This window comes from Mesorhizobium sp. M0778 (assembly GCF_040320105.1).
Lineage (GTDB): Bacteria > Pseudomonadota > Alphaproteobacteria > Rhizobiales > Rhizobiaceae > Mesorhizobium.
This window is the reverse complement of sequence record NZ_JAMYPA010000004.1, coordinates 265,183-281,548: the sequence shown is the minus strand read 5'-3', so window position 1 is coordinate 281,548 and position 16,366 is coordinate 265,183. Positions and strand designations below refer to the sequence as shown.

Genomic DNA, 16,366 nt, shown 5'->3' with positions numbered 1-16,366 from the left:
ACCAACCATGCTTCTCATCCGCTGCCCCTATTGCGAGGAAGAGCGTCCCGAGCTCGAATTCCGCAACGCCGGTGAGGCGCATATTGCGCGTTCCCCAAACATCGCCGGCGAGAGCGACGACGACTTCGAAAAGTTCTTCTTCATCCGCTCCAATCCCAAGGGGATCATCTATGAGCGGTGGCGGCACATGCATGGCTGCGCGCGGTTCTTCAACGCCGTGCGCGACACCGTCAGCGACAGGTTCCTGATGACCTACAAGGCCGGCGAGCCAAAGCCGGCGAAGCTGCCGGGAGCCGCCAAATGAGCGCGACGTTCCGCATTGCCGGCGCCGGGCGGCTCAAGCAGGCAGAGATAGCTGGCTTCAGCTTCGACGGCCGCCCCTATACCGGCATCGAGGGCGACACGCTGGCCTCGGCGCTGCTTGCCAATGGCGTCCATCTCGTTGGCCGCTCGTTCAAATACCACCGGCCGCGCGGCTTCCTGTCGGCCGGCGCCGAAGAGCCGAACGCGCTGGTCGAGATCAAGCGCGACGCGGCACGCAAGACGCCGAACGTCCGCGCCACGGTACAGGAACTCTATGACGGGCTGACGGCACAGTCGCAGAACCGCTGGCCGTCGCTCGCCTTCGACATCGGTGCGGTCAGCAGCATCGCCTCGCCGATGCTTTCGGCCGGCTTCTACTACAAGACCTTCATGTGGCCGAAGGCTGCGTGGAAGAACCTCTACGAGCCTAAGATCCGGGCCGCGGCCGGTCTCGGCGTCGCCCCCGACCAGCCGGATCCCGACCATTATTCGGCGCGCTTCGCCCATTGCGAGGTGCTGGTGCTTGGCGGTGGTGCGGCGGGTATTGCCGCGGCATTGGCTGCCGCCGAAACCGGCGTGCGCGTCATCCTTGCCGACGAGCAGGCGGAATTCGGCGGCAGCCTTCGCTTCGAGAGCGGGGCGAAGATCGAAGGCCAGGACGGCTTTTCCTGGGCGCAATCCGCTCTCGCCAAGTTGAGCGCGATGGACAATGTCCGCGTACTGCCGCGCACCACGGCCTTCGGCTATTACGCGCAGAATTTCGTCGGACTGGTTGAGCGCGTCAGCGACCATCTGCAGAGCCCCGGCCGCGACCTGCCGCGCGAGCGGCTGTGGCAGGTTCGCGCCAAACGCGTGGTGTTGGCGACCGGCGCCATCGAGCGCCACATGGTGTTTGCCGACAACGACCGTCCCGGCGTCATGCTGGCGTCGGCGGCGCGCACCTATCTCAACCATTACGGCGTCGCGGTCGGCAGGAATATCGGCGTCTATACGGCGAACGATTCCGCCTATGCGGCGGCGATCGACCTGAAGAAGGCCGGCATCAACGTGGCGGCGATCGTCGATCTGCGCGACAATCCGACCGGGCCGGTGATCGACGAGGCGAGGGCGCTCGGCATCGAGATCAATTTCGGCCGCGCGGTGATCCGCGCCGGCGGCAAATTGCGCGTGTCGTCGATGACCGTGCAACCGAAGAATGGCGGCGGCGAGCGCACCATGCCGGTCGACGCAATCCTGATGTCGGCCGGCTGGACGCCGTCGGTGCATCTGTTCTCGCAATCGCGCGGCAAGGTTGCCTTCAACGACGAGACCAAGCGCTTCGTGCCCGGCATTTATGCACAGGATTGCGTCTCGGTCGGCGCCTGCAACGGCACGGACGGGCTGTCGGCGACCATCGACGAGGCCTATGCAGCGGGCGTCAAGGCGGCCAAGGAAGCCGGCAGCAAGCCAGCCAAGGGCACCAAGCCGAAAGTCGATGTCGGCGAGAGCTGGTCGCGCGGCATGCTGGGTGCGGCGCCCGGCGCCGGGGCAGAAACGACGGTAAAGGCGTTCGTCGACTTCCAGAACGACGTCACCGCCAAGGACATCCGCCAGGCGGTGCATGAGGGCATGCGCTCGATCGAGCACGTCAAGCGCTTCACCACCAACGGCATGGCGACCGACCAGGGCAAGACCTCCAACATGCACGGCCTGGCGATTGCCGCCGAGACGTTGGGCAAGCCGATCCCGCAGGTCGGGCTGACGACGTTCCGTGCGCCCTATACGCCGGTGACGTTCGGCTCGATCGTCGGGCATGCGCGGGGTCCCCTGTTCGACCCGACCCGCAAGACGGCGATCCATCCCTGGGCAGAGCGTCAAGGCGCGATGTTCGAGGATGTCGGCCAGTGGAAGCGCGCCTGGTATTTCCCGAAGCCGGGCGAGGACATACATGCGGCCGTCGACCGCGAATGCGTCACGGTGCGCAAGACGGCCGGCCTGTTCGACGCCTCGACGCTGGGCAAAATCGAGGTGGTCGGGCCGGATGCGGCCAAATTCATGGAACTGCTCTACACCAATCCATGGGAGAAGCTCGAGCCCGGCCGCTGCCGCTACGGCATCATGCTGCGCGAGGACGGTTTCATCTATGACGACGGTGTCGTCGGCAGGCTGGCGCCGGATCGCTTCCATGTGACGACGACGACCGGCGGCGCGCCGCGCGTCATGAACCATATGGAGGACTATCTCCAAACCGAGTTCCCGCATCTCAACGTCTGGCTGACCTCGATCACCGAGCAGTGGGCGGTCATTGCCGTGCAGGGGCCGAAGTCTCGCGACATCATCGCACCGCTGGTCGAGGGCATCGACATGTCGGATGAGGCGCTGCCGCATATGTCGGTGCGCGAAGGCCGGATCTGCGGCGTACCGACCAGGCTGTTTCGCATGTCGTTCAGCGGCGAGCGCGGCTTCGAGGTCAATGTGCCGGCCGATTACGGCGAGGCGGTCTGGGAAGCGCTATGGGCCGAGGGCCAGAAGCATGGCGCCTGTGCCTACGGCACCGAGTCGATGCATGTGCTGCGCGCCGAAAAGGGCTACATCATCGTCGGCCAGGATACCGACGGCACAGTGACGCCGAACGACGCCGGGCTCGACTGGGCGGTCGGCAAGAAGAAGGCCGACTTCGTCGGCATTCGCGGCATGGCGCGGCCGGATCTGGTCGCCAAGGGCCGCAAGCAGCTTGTCGGCCTGAAGACCAGGGATCCCAAGGTGGTGCTGGAGGAGGGAGCGCAGATCGTCGCGGACCCGAAGCAGGCAATCCCGATGAAGATGATCGGCCATGTCACGTCGAGCTATTGGTCGCAAAATTGCGGCCGCTCGATCGCACTGGGGCTGGTCGCCGGCGGCCGCGATCGCATGGACGAGACGCTCTATGTACCGATGCCGAACGGGGTGATTGAGGTGGAGGTCACCGGTATGGTGTTCTTCGACGAGAAGGGGGAGCGCCTCAATGGCTAAGGCCGCTGTGAAAACCGCCGTCGCCGGGCCGTCGGTCGAACGCCGTCCGGCTGTCGCCGGCCAGTCGCTTTCCGCCACCGGCGTCACACTTGTCGTGCTGCCGCCGGCCGAACGCATATCGCTGCGCGCGCCGGACGCCTCGATCGCGGCACTTTCGAAAGCACTTGGCATCGCCCTGCCGCTAAGGCCGAAAACCTCGGCGGCAAAGGCTGGACGGACCGCCTTGTGGCTCGGGCCGGACGAATGGCTGGTCATCGATGAAAGCGGCAAAGATCCACTCGCCGATTGCGCCAAGATTTCCGCGCTGCATTCGGCGGTCGGCATCTCGCACCGCAACGTCGCCGTATCGGTCACCGGACCGGCTGCCGCGACGACGATCAATGCCGGCTGCCCGCAGGATTTGTCGCTCGACGCCTTTCCGATCGGGGCGGCATCGCGCACCATTCTCGGCAAGGTCGAAATCGTGCTGTTGCGCACGGCGGCCCACGCGTTCCGCGTCGAATGCTGGCGTTCCTTCTCCGACTATGTCTTTACTTTTCTGTCGGAGGCAGCGCGCGACGCGGCAGCATAGCAATGTTCGCCGCGCCCAGCAGTTCTGCGACAGCGAGCCGAGGGAGAATGCAAATGCCGTCGAACTCCGCGCCGAAGTTGCCGGCCAAGACGCCGGCCGTGCGCTCTTTCGAACACGAGCAGCGCACTGAGGCGGATGTCGAAGAGGAACTCGAGGAAGGCCTCGAGGATACGTTTCCGGCCAGCGATCCGGTGTCGATCACCGGAACGGCCATTCCCGGCGCGCCGGCAAGACCCGGCAAGGCGAAGAGGGTGGCGGGACAGAAGCGTAAGAAGTGATCTGCACGGCGCGATAAAGCAGGGCTGAGGCCGGCAAGATAGGCGGCCGGAAATTGCTGCCGCCCTTTCGGTTCATCGCCGCATATTATCGCCGGTCGGCTCAGAAGCTGCTGGGCACGATCCACGGGTCGATGCCGATGCCGAGCCTCGGGCCCTTGCTGCCGGCCTTGTGGGTCTCGGTATCGGCATTTTCAAGCGATCCGGTCGGCGCGCAATCGAGCTTCACATCGGTCTTGGTGTCGATGCAGGCCGCTTCTTGCTTGCCTGTCTGATTGCTGCCGGCAATTGCGGCGCCAGAGAGCGCCAGCAGGGCGGCGAGCGTGAGAATTGCCTTCTTCATGATCGGTCTCCGGTTCCAGCTAGTGAATTCGTACATGTACGGTATTGCGTACAGATACGCCCAAGCTGAGGGAGTTCAAGCAAAAATCGTACACGTACGGAGAAATTAGGCGCAGGAATTGCCGGACGCTCGGCACCGGAGCGCGGATCGTTCGGAGAAAGATTTTACAGATCGGGAGGAGCGCCGCTCCTCAGCAGTTGACCGGCGGGCCGAGGGGCGCAATCTCGTGCGCGGCGATGGCTTCGAGCATGATGTCGCCGATCCGTGTGATGAACGTCGTCTGGTCGCCGAACGGGTAGAACGGGAAGGTGATCAGCAGCGAGATGGCGCCGTGGCCGACCGCCCACAGCATGGTGGCGATGGCGCGCGGATCGCCCTTGAGCCTGCCGGCGGCAACGCAGGCCTCGACCCTCTCGATCAGCGCTTTCATCGCCGGGTTGCCGCTCTGCATTTCGGCGAACGTCTTGCCGGCCGGCGGCCTGACTTTTTCGGTCATGAAGACGGTGCGGTATTCGTTGGGATTCTCGAGCCCGAAGGCGGCATATTCGACCAGCACCGCCTTGAGCGCCTCGATCGGGTCGTCGGCCGTATGATTTTCGATGTGCCTGGCCAGGGTCTCGAAGGCGTTTTCGGCCAACGCGAACAGGATGTCCTGCTTGTCGGCGAAATAGGAATAGACCGACATCGGCGCATAGCCGACGCGCTTGGCGAGCTTGCGGATGGTGAGGCCGTCATAGCCTTCTTCCTGGACAAGCTTGTGCGCGGCGTCGACAAGTTCGGAACGCAGTTCGGCCTTTTGTTTTTCGCGGCGCTCCTGGACGCTTAGCTGCAATTGTTCGACTGCCTTTAATAACTGATGGCTGGATGCAGCATATATACGCTGTACGACGTCGGGCAAGGGTGGCACGAAGCAGAAGCTTGACGTCACAAAACGATGTAACCCGGCAATAAAGCCGGCAACATCGGACTGTTACAGACAAACGCTAATTCGCGGCTCTGCAAGAATTGTGATCTGGGAGGCCAACATGGCCCTGACTGAGCTTTCGTCCGGCGTGCCGGACGTGAACCCGCTTTCCCATCGCGCCAGGATGGCGCTCAGGCGCGTCGTCATGGTCGCATGGCTGGCGATCGCGCTCGGCTTCGCCATGGAGGCTCTCATTCTGACCGTCAGATTTGCGGCAGGTTCCTACCCGGCGACGACGCTGATCCTGATCGAACTGGCGCAAGGCGTGACCTGGTCGTTCTTCGTCTGCGCCGGCGTCAGCCTCGGCACGGCGCTCGCCAAAGTGCGAGCCTCGCTCGGCGGCCTGATCGCCGCGATCTCGGCACCGCTGGCCATGGGCATCGCCAAGGGGACGCAAAAGGTCATGGTCAGCGCGCTCGACGCGGCGGCAAAGCCGGCCATCCTGTCGCTCACGACGCTGGGCGTCCTGCGGGCGATCGAATACGGGCTGCTCGGCTGGATACTGGCGTCGCTGGCATCGAAGGAAGAACCCCGACCGCTTCATTTCGCGCTGGCAGGCGCCCTGATAGGCGCGGTATTCGGTGGCGGCATCACGGTGCTGACGATTGAGACGGCCGCGGCGAACGACGCTGCTCTGGCACTGCCACAGGCTATCGCAACCGGCCTCAACGAGATCGTGTTCCCAATCGGTTGCTCATTGGTCGTCTACATTGCGCTGCAGGTGAGCCGCCACATGAAGTACGTCGCGGCCGAAGCCAAATAGATTTAGGTTCCCAGGCCCGGATGCCAGTCAAACCGCTTCCGGCTGGCGTTCGATCAGCGTCAGCGTCAGCCAGCGCGCGGTCAGCGCCGGTTTTTTCGAGCCCTCGATCTCGATCGTCACGTCGTGCGCAGTCTGCACCCAGCCCGACGGCCTGACCTTGACATCGGCCAGCACGAAGCGGGTGCGGATGCGCGAGCCGGTTTTCACCGGCGCCAGGAAGCGCAGCGAATCGAAGCCGTGATTGACGCCCATCTTGCTGTTTTCCAGCGGCGGCATGGTTTCGAAGGTCATTGCCGACAACAGCGAAAGCGACAGGAAGCCGTGCGCGATGGTGCCGCCGAACGGCGTCTCGCGCCTGGCGCGCTCCGGATCGCAATGGATGAACTGATGGTCGTCGGTGGCATCGGCGAACTGGTCGATCATGCGCTGCGTGACCACCCGCCATGGCGACACGCCGACTTCCTTGCCGACGTTGGCCAGAAGCACATCGAGACTGATCGGTTCCACGCTGATGTCCTCCATCTTCACCCCCGGCATTTCACTCGCCGGATGGCGTGCGTCTCATTCCTTGAACAATGTCAGCCCGTGTTGCACCGACTGCCCGCCATCGATCGGCAGGATGGCGCCGGTGACATAGCTGCCGGCACGGCTGCACAAATAGAGCGTTGCGCCGGCAATGTCATCCGGCGCGCCGATGCGGCCGATCGGAACGTGGTTGCCGACATGTCTTGCCTGGTCTTCGGTGCCGGTGGCGAAGGCCGTCATCCGGCTCTGGAAAGGGCCGGGCGCAAAGGCGTTGACGGTGATGCGTCGGGCGGCCAACTCGATCGCCAGGATGCGTGTCAGGTGGTGAACCGCAGCCTTCGAGGCCGAGTAGGAGTAAGCGTCTTCGGCCAAAGGCTGCGTGCCCATCACCGATCCGAGATTGATCACCCGGGCCGGGTCGGCCTCGCTGGCAGCAGCCTCGAGCAGAGGCAGCAATTCGCGCGTCACATAGAAGACCGCAGTGACGTTGACGCCGAACACCTTGGCCCAGGCATGATAGGGAAAGCTTTCCAGCGGCGCGCCCCAGGAGATGCCGGCATTGTTGACCAGGATATGCAGCCGTTCGGTCCGCGCCCTGACCTCGGCGACAAGCGCTGCAATGCCGGCCTCGCTGGAGACGTCGCCGGCGAAACCCTCGGCCCGGCCGGATGCCCCAAGCCCGTTCAGCTCGTCCGCTACCTTGGCGCAATCCTCGCCCTTGCGCGAGGCAATCATCACCGAGGCGCCGGCCCTGACCAGAGCGGTCGCCGCCATGCGGCCGATGCCGGTGGCGGCGCCGGTGACCAGCGCCGTCTTGCCGGCGACTGAGAACAGCTCGTCCAGATAGCTCATCGAATTCCTCCGCGCAGTTCACCGCTGTTTGATGGTGGGTCAATGAGCGGCTTCGCGTCGCCAAGGCTAGCCGAACTTCGATCACCCTTGCCACGGGTAAAGTAGCTGGAGTGGGGCGATGGCACGCCTTGCGGCTGAAATGGTTAAGCCCCAGCAGCAAGGTGGTCATTCGGCCGTGACATGGGTCGGATGAATGATGCAGCCGTCCCCCTAAGCGAGCACCTTGGCCAGCGGTTCATTTCGCGCGTGAAGCAACTCGTCATGACTCCTCCGCCCAAGCCGCAGGCAGATCTTGAGGACTTGGGACGGTAGCCGAGCGATAGGCAGGACTGACGTTCGTGATCGTGGGGGAGCTATGCCTTCCCGAGGGAGCTGTGGGTAAGAAACAACGCATCGTCCTGTTGGCAGCGGTCTTTGCGTCTGTCTTTGGCGTCTTTTTGCTGATCCTGATCCTGCAGATGGTCAGCCTTTTGGTTGACTAGACCCCAACGAAGACCGTTCGCCCGAAGGGCCGCTCTACCGTAGGCTTTCCAACTCGCGGATGCGTTTGGTGCCGTCGGCCTCGAGCTGCCTTGTGACGGCGCCGATCAGCGTTTCGACGACGACGAAAAGTGCGGCGGATGAGTCCCAGGCCGAAGGCACGGCGGTGCGCCCGGCGATGACGTGGCGGGCGAAGCGGGCGATCGGCGACAGCCACTGGTCGGTAAACAGCACGATCTGCACGCCACGCTGGTTGGCCGTCTCGGCGAAGCGGACAAGGCTGTCCTGGTAGCGCCTGATGTCGAAGATCACCAGCACGTCGCGTTTACCCATGTCGATCAGCCGGTCGCGCCAGACGCTTTCCTGCCCGCCGAGGTGAAAAACGTTGGGCTGGATGATGGCGAGGTGGGCGGCCATGTAGCGCGCCAGCGGGTCGGTGAAGCGGCCACCGATCAGGAATGTCTTGCCGCGCCGGTCGGCCAGCTTGGCGACGATGTCGGCAAGCTGCTTATCCGAAAGGTGCCGGAAGGTCTCGCGCATATTGTCGAGCGTCGCTTCCAGCATCGGCGACACGGCGCTGCTGCCCGGCGATGGCGGATTGAGCGTGCGCGAGGCCGGCGACTGCAATTGCGCCGCCAGTTCGTCCTGCAGCGCCGACTGGAATTCCGGATAGTTCTGGAAGCCGAGCCGGGCGACGAAACGCAGGATCGTCGGCGACGATACGCCGGCGGCAGCCGAGAATTCGGCGACCGTCTTCAGCCCGATCAGCGGATAGCTGGCGATCAGCGTTTGCGCTGCGCGCCGCTCGCCGGCCGGCATGGTGCCGATGCGGTCGGAGATCAGTTCGGCAATGCTGGAAACCATGTTTTTCCCCACCCTGGCCGGGCCGTTACCGCATTATCGAAATCGCGTTTGACAAAACCGGCCAAACTGTATGAAATCATCCGTAGGGACGCAATGAGGCAAAATACGTAACATACGGTACAGCGCTCCCCGGGGACGGCAGACAATGGAGACAGCACGGCCCGCCAGCCTTGCATCGCCTGAAACCGTAAGGGTGACGAACCCCGGCGGATTGAGCCCTTTCGTGCTAACCTGCGACCACGCCTCCAATTTCCTGCCGCCGGAATTCGGAACGCTCGGACTTGCCGCCGAGGAGCTTTCCCGCCACATCGCCTGGGATCCCGGCGCCTTGCCGGTGGCGCGCCGCATGGCCGAGGCACTCGATGCGACGCTGGTCGAGACCTGCATTTCGCGGCTCGTCATCGACTGCAACCGCCCGCTCGATGCACCGGACCTGATAGTGACGGTCAGCGCCAGCGAAAAAACCGTGGTCCCGGCCAATCAGGGGCTTTCGGCCGATCAGCGGGAGGCGCGCATCGCGCTCGCTTGGCGGCCGTTCCACGACCGGATCGCGACGATCATCGACGAGCGCCTGGCGGCCGGACGGGAGACGCGGCTGGTCTCGGTCCATTCTTTCACCCCGGTCTACAAGGGCAGCAGCCGGCCCTGGCATATCGGCGTTATCCACGACGAGGACCGCCGGCTGGCGGCGCCGCTGATCGCGGCGCTGCAGCGGGTCGCCGGCGTCACCGTCGGCGTCAACGAACCCTATTCGCCGGCCGACCGCGTCTATTTCACGCTGGAACGCCATGCCCGCTCGCGCGGGCTGCCCTGCGCAATGATCGAAATCCGCAACGACGAGATCTCCGGCGCAGCCGGGCAGCGGAAATGGGCGGATCTGCTCACGGGTATTTTTCTCAATCTGGAGCCCGAAGCGGCCAAGGCCTCCAGACCAAGCGCAGTCGGAAAGTCAGTTCAATCGGCCAGCTAAGAAACCAAAAGGGGACTTCAAAATGGTAGCACCGGGTTACAGCGAAGGTGACAAGAAGGAGGACCTGAAAGTTCTCCACGGAATGGGCTATGCTCAGGAACTGTCGCGAAGCATGAGCCGCTTCTCGAATTTCGCGATCTCGTTCTCGATCATCTGCATCCTCTCAGGCGGCATCAATTCCTTCGCGCAGGCGACATCGTCCATCGGTGGCGCCGGCGCTGGTATCGGCTGGATCGTCGGGTGCATGGTTTCGGGATTTTTCGCGCTCGCCATGGCCCAGATCGCCTCGGCATTTCCGACCGCCGGCGGCCTCTATCACTGGGCATCCATTCTGGGGAACCGTTTCACTGGCTGGCTTACCGCATGGCTCAATTTGCTCGGCCTGATCACCGTGCTCGGCGCGATCAACATCGGAACGTCTTTGTTTTTCTACGGGACCTTCGGCGCAGGGCTTACCACCGACGGTGTTGCGTCTCCGGCTCAAGTCGTTGGTTTTGTTGCAATTATCACGGTCCTTCAGGCGCTGTTCAACCATTTCGGCATCAAGCTGACCGCCATGCTGACGGATGCGTCCGGCTTCCTGATTCTCGGAGCGACGGCGGTGCTGATCGTCGCCTGCCTGGTGTTTGCTCCAGCGATCGACATCACCCGGTTGTGGACGTTCACGAACTATTCGGGCGATGCGGGCGGCGGTGTTTTCCCGCAGTCCGATTCCATGACGTATCTCTTCCTGCTCTGCCTGCTGCTGCCGGTTTACACCATTACTGGCTATGATGCGTCGGCGCATACCTCGGAAGAAACGTTGAGGGCGGCGCACTCGGTTCCGCGGGCAATCGTTTCATCCGTGCTCTGGTCGTCGCTGATCGGCTGGGTGATGCTGTGCGCGATCGTGCTGGCAATTCCGGATATGGCGGCAGGCGCCAAGCAAGGGTGGGCCGTGTTCTTCGAAACCATGAACGCGATCTTGCCAGGATGGTTAAAGACACTGCTCTATCTGGCCATCCTGATCTCGCAGTTCCTCTGCGGCCTCGCTACGGTGACCTCGGCCTCGCGCATGCTGTTTGCCTTCTCTCGCGACGGCGGCATGCCGGTCGGTTCGGCCGGGCTCGCCAAAGTCAGCCCAACCTGGCGCACGCCGGTCAATGCCATCTGGACAGCTGCGATCCTCGAGATCATCTATGTCTTTCTTGCCCAGTTCATTTCGATCGGCGGCACCAACATCTACACCATCGTCGTCAATTCGACGCTGGTGTTCCTGTTCCTGTCCTTCACCATTCCGATCGCGCTCGGCATGATGGCTTTCGGAACGGCGAAATGGCCGAATCCCGGCCCATGGAATCTCGGTGCCGGCCTGTTCAAGCTGTTTTGCATCCTGTCGGTCATCGGCATGGCGATCATCTTCTACATCGCCATCCAGCCGCCGAACGACAAAGTGCTCTATATCACCCTGGGCTTCATTGTACTGACTGCGGTGCTTTGGTTCGGTTTCGAGAACCGCCGCTTCCAGGGTCCGCCCATCGGCGACCAGATCGCGAAGCGCCAGGCGGCGATCAAGGCAGCCGAGATAGCTGTCGGCGAAGCCGGCGCCTGACGCTCTCTCATGACCATGGCCGGCATCGCGCCGGCCATGGTTTCATTCCCTTTTCAAAACGACAAGCGCTGGAGTGCCGTAAGAATGGCCGGAAATTTCTCGTTCGATCAGTTGAAGCAAGCGGTTTCCAGCGGTGAGGTCGACACCGTGCTGGCCTGCATCGTCGACATGCAGGGGCGGCTTGTGGGAAAGCGGTTCCTGGCCCGGTACTTCGTCGATTCCGCGCATGACGAGACGCATGGTTGCAACTACCTGCTGGCCGCCGATATCGATATGGAACCGGTGCCCGGCTACAAGGCGGCGAGCTGGTCGAAGGGTTATGGCGATTTCGTCATGAAGCCGGACCTTGCGACGCTGCGGCGCATTCCGTGGCTGGAGAAGACGGCGCTGGTGATCTGCGACGTGCTCGACCACCACACCCATGACGACCTGGCGCATTCGCCGCGCGCCATGCTGAAGAAGCAGGTCAAGCGGCTGCAGGAGCGCGGCTATATCGGCTATTTCGCGTCCGAGCTCGAATTCTACCTGTTCAGCGAGACCTACGATTCCGCCCGCAGGAAGCACTGGCAGGGCCTCGAGACGGCATCGCCCTATATCGGCGACTACCAGATCGGCATCACCACCAAGGAAGAAGGCGTCATGCGCCGGCTGCGCAACGAAATGGAGGCGGCCGGCATTCCGATCGAGAATTCCAAGGGCGAGTGGGGTCCCGGCCAGGAAGAGATCAATGTTCGCTATGCTGAAGCGCTCGACATGGCCGACCGCCACGTCATCCTGAAGAACGGCGCCAAGGAAATCGCCGAGTCCGAAGGCAAGGCGATCTCGTTCATGGCCAAGTACAATTACGGGCTCGCCGGCAATTCCAGCCACATCCACAATTCGCTGTGGAGCGCCGACGGCAAGACGCCGTTGTTCTACGACAAAAATGCCGAGTGGACGCTGTCGACGCTCGGCCAGCAATGGGCAGCCGGCCAGCTCAAATATGCCAAGGAATTCACCTGGTTCCTGGCGCCCTACATCAACTCCTACAAGCGCTTCCAGGCCGGCACCTTTGCGCCGACCAAGATCATGTGGAGCGAGGACAACCGCACCGCCGGTTTCCGTCTTTGCGGCGAGGGCACCAAGGGCATCCGCATGGAATGCCGCATCGGCGGTGCCGATTTGAACCCCTATCTGGCTTTCGCCGCGCTGATCGCGGCCGGGCTTGCCGGCATCGATGAAAAGCTTGAACTGCAGAAGCCCTTCGTCGGCGACGCCTACCAGGCCTCGCAGTTGCCTGAAATTCCAAAGACATTGCGCGACGCTACCGCGACGCTGGTGGAATCGAAGATGCTGAGGCAGGCACTCGGCGACGATGTGCTGGAACACTACGTCCACACGGCACACTGGGAACAGTTCGAATACGACCGCCGGATTACGGACTGGGAACTGCACAGGGGGTTCGAGCGGTATTAAATGACCTGGCAATGTCGGCGCCGCCCGTCCCTCACCTTTACCCGCTCGCTGTGAAGAACGGGGCCAACGCCGGTGTTTCGTCCCTTCCAGAGCGGCGTGACCAACGAGAATTATTGTAGAATGCGAGGACCCAAGGCATGACCGAAACGGTCAAGATAAAATCCCCCATCGACGGTTCGATCTATGCCGAACGGCCTCTGGCCACGGACCAGGCGATCGGTGCCGCGGTCGAGCGCGCCAAGGCGGCGCAGGAGAAGTGGGCGCAGACGCCGGTCGTCGAGCGCGGCAAGTACATGCTTGCCATGCTGGAAGCGCTGGTCGCCATGAGCGACGAGATCGTGCCGGAGATCGCCTGGCAGATGGGCCGGCCGGTGCGCTATGGCGGTGAGTTCGGCGGCGTCAGGGAACGCGTCAGCTACATGGTCGAGATCGCCGAGGCGGCACTGAAGCCGGTCATGGCCTCCAACCCGAAGGACGGCTTTCGCCGCTATGTGAAGAAGGTGCCGCTCGGCGTGGTCATGGTGATCGCGCCGTGGAACTATCCCTATCTCACTGCCGTCAACACGATCGTGCCGGCGCTGATGGCGGGCAGCGCCGTCATCCTCAAGCACGCGGCACAGACATTGTTGGTCGGCGAACGGTTTCAGCAGGCGTTCGACAGAGCCGGCCTGCCCAAGGGCCTGTTCCAGAACCTCGTTCTGAACCATGCGCAGACCGAAAGGCTGCTCGGCTCCGGCAAGATCGACCATGTCAACTTTACCGGCTCGGTCGCCGGCGGCCGCGCCATCGAAAAGGCGGCGGCGGGCACCTTCATGACGCTCGGCCTCGAGCTTGGCGGCAAGGATCCGGCCTATGTGCTGCCGGACGCCAAGATGGACCATGCCGTTGCCAATCTGGTCGACGGCGCCTTCTTCAATTCCGGCCAGTGCTGCTGCGGCATCGAGCGCGTCTATGTCCACGAGAAGGTCTACGACGAATTCGTCGAAGGCTTCATCGCCGAGACCAGGAACTACGTCGTCGGCAATCCACTCGACCAGGCGACCACCATGGGGCCGATGGCGCAGGCGCGCTTCGCCGACCTGATCCGCGAGCAAAAGGCGGAGGCGCTACGCAAGGGCGCCAAGGCGCACATCGACATGAAGGTGGCTAACGACAGGCAAGGCTCGCCCTATCTGGCGCCGGAAGTGCTTACCCAGGTCGACCACCAGATGAGCGTGATGCGCGAGGAAAGCTTTGGCCCGATCGTCGGTATCATGAAGGTGCGCAACGATGAGGAGGCGATCGCGCTGATGAACGACAGCCCCTATGGGCTGACGGCCTCGATCTGGACGCGCGACACGGACCATGCGGCGGCGATCGGCGACCGCGTCGAGACCGGCACCGTGTTCATGAACCGCTGCGACTATCTCGATCCGGCGCTGGTCTGGACCGGCGTCAAGGACACCGGCAAGGGTGCGGCACTGTCGGCCATCGGCTACGACAATCTGACCAGGCCGAAATCATACCATCTGCGCGAGGTGATCTAAGGTGGCGATCGGCAAGCCAACGATCGCTGTTGAGAGGGAGTAATGGCGGATACGCAACAATCGGCGCTGCCGGATCGTGAAGGTCCCGAGGGTATCGGCGGCTGGCTTGTCCTGCCGATGCTCGGGTTGATGCTCACCCCGATACTAGGGTTGGTACAATTGCACAATACCGACTATCTCGGCATGTTACAGAACTGGCAGGCCTTCAGTTTGTCCCAAGGTGTGCTGATTGTTGCCGAATTGGTGATATCCGGCATACTAAACCTTACAGCCCCGGCCCTATTATTGTTCTTCATGTTCAAGCGCTGGCAGATATTCCCCGGCTGGTACATGATTTGGGCATTCGCGATGCCGATATATTCCGTTGTCGATTCATGGGCCGGGTATCTGGCTTTTCCCGACAGCTTTCCAACGCTGGATGATGCGTTCGATAAAGAAACGATGCGCGACATTTACCGTTCGGTCTGGGCCGCAGCCATCTGGATTCCGTACATGATGCGGTCAGACCGTGTGGCCAATACCTTTGTGAATTAACGACATCCGAGAGCATGAAAGCAGTCAGAAGGTCGAAATGACAAAACTCGTTTCTAAATGGAATTACCCTACGACCGTCCGCTTCGGCGCCGGACGCATCAAGGAACTGCCGGAGGTGCTGGCGGCGACCGGCATCAAGCGGCCGCTGTTCGTCACCGACCCGGGACTGGCCAAGCTGCCGGTGGTGGCCTCGACGCTGAAGATCCTCGACGACGCCAAGGTGCCGTATGGCGTGTTTTCCGAGGTCAAGCCGAACCCGGTCGATTCCAACCTGACCGCCGGCATCGCCGTGTTCAAGAAGGGCAAGCATGACGGCGTCATCGCCTTTGGCGGCGGCTCGGCGCTCGACCTCGGCAAGCTGATCGCCTTCCAGGCAGGGCAGACGCGACCGGTCTGGGATTTCGAGGATGTCGGCGACTGGTGGACGCGCGCCGATGCCGATGCGATCGCGCCGATCATCGCCGTGCCGACCACGGCCGGCACCGGTTCGGAGGTCGGCCGCGCCGGCGTCATCACCAATGAAGCGACCCACACCAAGAAGGTCATCTTCCATCCGAAGCTTTTGCCGGCGATCGTCATCGCCGATCCGGAGCTGTCGGTCGGCATGCCGGGCTTCATCACCGCCGGCACCGGCATGGATGCGCTCGCCCACTGCCTCGAAGCCTATTGCGCGCCGGGCTATCACCCGATGGCCGACGGCATCGCCGTGGAAGGCATCAGGCTGGTCTTCGAAAACCTGCCGAAAGCCTATGCCAATGGTAAGGATCTGGTTGCCCGCGCCAATATGATGAGTGCCGCCGCCATGGGGGCCGCCGCCTTCCAGAAAGGGCTTGGCGCCATTCATTCGCTGTCGCATCCGATCGGCGCGCTTTACGACACCCACCACGGCATGACCAACGCCGTGTTCATGCCCTATGTGCTGGCCTTCAACCGCGAGGCGATCGAGCCGCGCATCGCCCGGCTCGCCGCCTATTGCGGCATCAAGGGCGGCTTCAACGGCTTTGCCAAGGCGATCGTCAAGCTGCGCAAGGAGCTCAAGGTGCCGCACGCGCTGCCCGGCCTGATCAAGGGGCTCGACATGGACAAGAAGCGCAAGGGCCTGATCGCCGACATGGCGGTGGTCGATCCGACCGCCGGCGGCAACCCGGTCAAGCTGACCAAGAAGGCGGCGCTGACGCTGCTGGAAAACGCCATCGCCGGCGCCGTCTGAGGCAACTTCAGCATTGCAAATCCATTTGGGAAAAACGAGGCGAAGAAAGGGGGAAAGGATGAAAGGCAAGGCCGAAACTAGTTAGCCGGAAAAATAACGGCGTAGCGATTGCTACAGCCGGTTAAAAAGAGTTTACTTTTTCGTACTGC

General features: G+C 62.8%; 17 protein-coding genes. 12 read left to right on the top strand and 5 right to left on the bottom strand.

The annotated features are described in order from the left end of the window. The first annotated feature begins 7 nt into the window (after nucleotides 1–7). From NKI22_RS08730 to NKI22_RS08715, 4 genes are read left to right on the top strand one after another with little or no spacing between them, the layout of a single operon-like run. The gene (locus NKI22_RS08730; RefSeq protein ID WP_023719025.1) at nucleotides 8–304 is read left to right on the top strand and encodes a sarcosine oxidase subunit delta; all 297 of its coding nucleotides are present in this window, start codon (nucleotides 8–10) and stop codon (nucleotides 302–304) included. Continuing rightward, the gene (locus NKI22_RS08725) at nucleotides 301–3,294 is read left to right on the top strand and encodes a sarcosine oxidase subunit alpha (protein WP_352815547.1); all 2,994 of its coding nucleotides are present in this window, start codon (nucleotides 301–303) and stop codon (nucleotides 3,292–3,294) included. Before NKI22_RS08730 ends, NKI22_RS08725 begins: the two co-directional genes overlap by 4 nt. Further along, on the top strand, nucleotides 3,287–3,865 hold the full coding sequence (locus NKI22_RS08720) for a sarcosine oxidase subunit gamma (protein ID WP_352815548.1): 579 nt from the start codon (nucleotides 3,287–3,289) through the stop codon (nucleotides 3,863–3,865). Before NKI22_RS08725 ends, NKI22_RS08720 begins: the two co-directional genes overlap by 8 nt. A gap of 53 nt (nucleotides 3,866–3,918) precedes the next feature. Further along, nucleotides 3,919–4,143, top strand: a complete 225-nt coding sequence (locus NKI22_RS08715; protein ID WP_023719028.1) for a hypothetical protein — start codon at nucleotides 3,919–3,921, stop codon at nucleotides 4,141–4,143. Between the two features lie 100 nt (nucleotides 4,144–4,243). Here the strand turns inward: NKI22_RS08715 and NKI22_RS08710 are convergent, their stop codons facing one another. Next, nucleotides 4,244–4,483 carry a DUF680 domain-containing protein gene (locus tag NKI22_RS08710; RefSeq protein ID WP_352484636.1) on the bottom strand — a complete coding sequence of 80 codons (240 nt, stop codon included), beginning with the start codon at nucleotides 4,481–4,483 and terminating at the stop codon, nucleotides 4,244–4,246. A gap of 190 nt (nucleotides 4,484–4,673) precedes the next feature. Beyond that, on the bottom strand, nucleotides 4,674–5,315 hold the full coding sequence (locus NKI22_RS08705) for a TetR/AcrR family transcriptional regulator (RefSeq protein ID WP_352815550.1): 642 nt from the start codon (nucleotides 5,313–5,315) through the stop codon (nucleotides 4,674–4,676). Between the two features lie 193 nt (nucleotides 5,316–5,508). On the opposite strand from NKI22_RS08705, the gene NKI22_RS08700 reads away from it, so the two are divergent. Beyond that, nucleotides 5,509–6,210 (top strand): hypothetical protein, encoded by a 702-nt coding sequence (locus NKI22_RS08700; RefSeq protein WP_156948069.1) that lies wholly within the window; start codon nucleotides 5,509–5,511, stop codon nucleotides 6,208–6,210. A gap of 27 nt (nucleotides 6,211–6,237) precedes the next feature. On the opposite strand, the gene NKI22_RS08695 is transcribed toward NKI22_RS08700, so the two are convergent. Both NKI22_RS08695 and NKI22_RS08690 read right to left on the bottom strand, forming a co-directional pair. After that, nucleotides 6,238–6,732, bottom strand: coding sequence for a MaoC family dehydratase (locus NKI22_RS08695; RefSeq protein ID WP_031194015.1), 495 nt, complete (start codon nucleotides 6,730–6,732; stop codon nucleotides 6,238–6,240). Between the two features lie 39 nt (nucleotides 6,733–6,771). Further along, nucleotides 6,772–7,587: an SDR family oxidoreductase gene (locus NKI22_RS08690; protein ID WP_023719033.1), complete on the bottom strand. Its 816-nt coding sequence runs from the start codon at nucleotides 7,585–7,587 to the stop codon at nucleotides 6,772–6,774. 338 nt (nucleotides 7,588–7,925) lie between these two features. Between NKI22_RS08690 and NKI22_RS08685 the strand changes: the two genes are divergently transcribed. Next, nucleotides 7,926–8,069, top strand: coding sequence for a hypothetical protein (locus NKI22_RS08685; RefSeq protein ID WP_352484631.1), 144 nt, complete (start codon nucleotides 7,926–7,928; stop codon nucleotides 8,067–8,069). A 34-nt stretch (nucleotides 8,070–8,103) separates the two neighbouring features. Here NKI22_RS08685 and NKI22_RS08680 read toward each other — a convergent pair whose 3' ends face one another. Beyond that, nucleotides 8,104–8,931, bottom strand: coding sequence for a MurR/RpiR family transcriptional regulator (locus NKI22_RS08680; protein ID WP_023719035.1), 828 nt, complete (start codon nucleotides 8,929–8,931; stop codon nucleotides 8,104–8,106). 145 nt (nucleotides 8,932–9,076) lie between these two features. On the opposite strand from NKI22_RS08680, the gene NKI22_RS08675 reads away from it, so the two are divergent. From NKI22_RS08675 to NKI22_RS08650, 6 genes are all read left to right on the top strand, one after another. Continuing rightward, complete coding sequence (locus tag NKI22_RS08675) at nucleotides 9,077–9,901, top strand: N-formylglutamate amidohydrolase (RefSeq protein WP_352484629.1); 825 nt, start codon at nucleotides 9,077–9,079, stop codon at nucleotides 9,899–9,901. A gap of 22 nt (nucleotides 9,902–9,923) precedes the next feature. Continuing rightward, complete coding sequence (locus NKI22_RS08670) at nucleotides 9,924–11,492, top strand: amino acid permease (protein WP_352484627.1); 1,569 nt, start codon at nucleotides 9,924–9,926, stop codon at nucleotides 11,490–11,492. A gap of 84 nt (nucleotides 11,493–11,576) precedes the next feature. Then, a complete protein-coding gene (locus NKI22_RS08665) occupies nucleotides 11,577–12,947 on the top strand; it encodes a glutamine synthetase family protein (protein WP_352815552.1) in 1,371 nt (456 codons plus the stop codon). 137 nt (nucleotides 12,948–13,084) lie between these two features. Beyond that, nucleotides 13,085–14,473 carry an aldehyde dehydrogenase family protein gene (locus NKI22_RS08660; protein ID WP_352642886.1) on the top strand — a complete coding sequence of 463 codons (1,389 nt, stop codon included), beginning with the start codon at nucleotides 13,085–13,087 and terminating at the stop codon, nucleotides 14,471–14,473. 42 nt (nucleotides 14,474–14,515) lie between these two features. After that, complete coding sequence (locus NKI22_RS08655) at nucleotides 14,516–15,007, top strand: DUF2569 domain-containing protein (RefSeq protein WP_352590545.1); 492 nt, start codon at nucleotides 14,516–14,518, stop codon at nucleotides 15,005–15,007. Between the two features lie 37 nt (nucleotides 15,008–15,044). Next, complete coding sequence (locus NKI22_RS08650) at nucleotides 15,045–16,217, top strand: iron-containing alcohol dehydrogenase (protein WP_352590548.1); 1,173 nt, start codon at nucleotides 15,045–15,047, stop codon at nucleotides 16,215–16,217. Nucleotides 16,218–16,366: the final 149 nt, after the last annotated feature.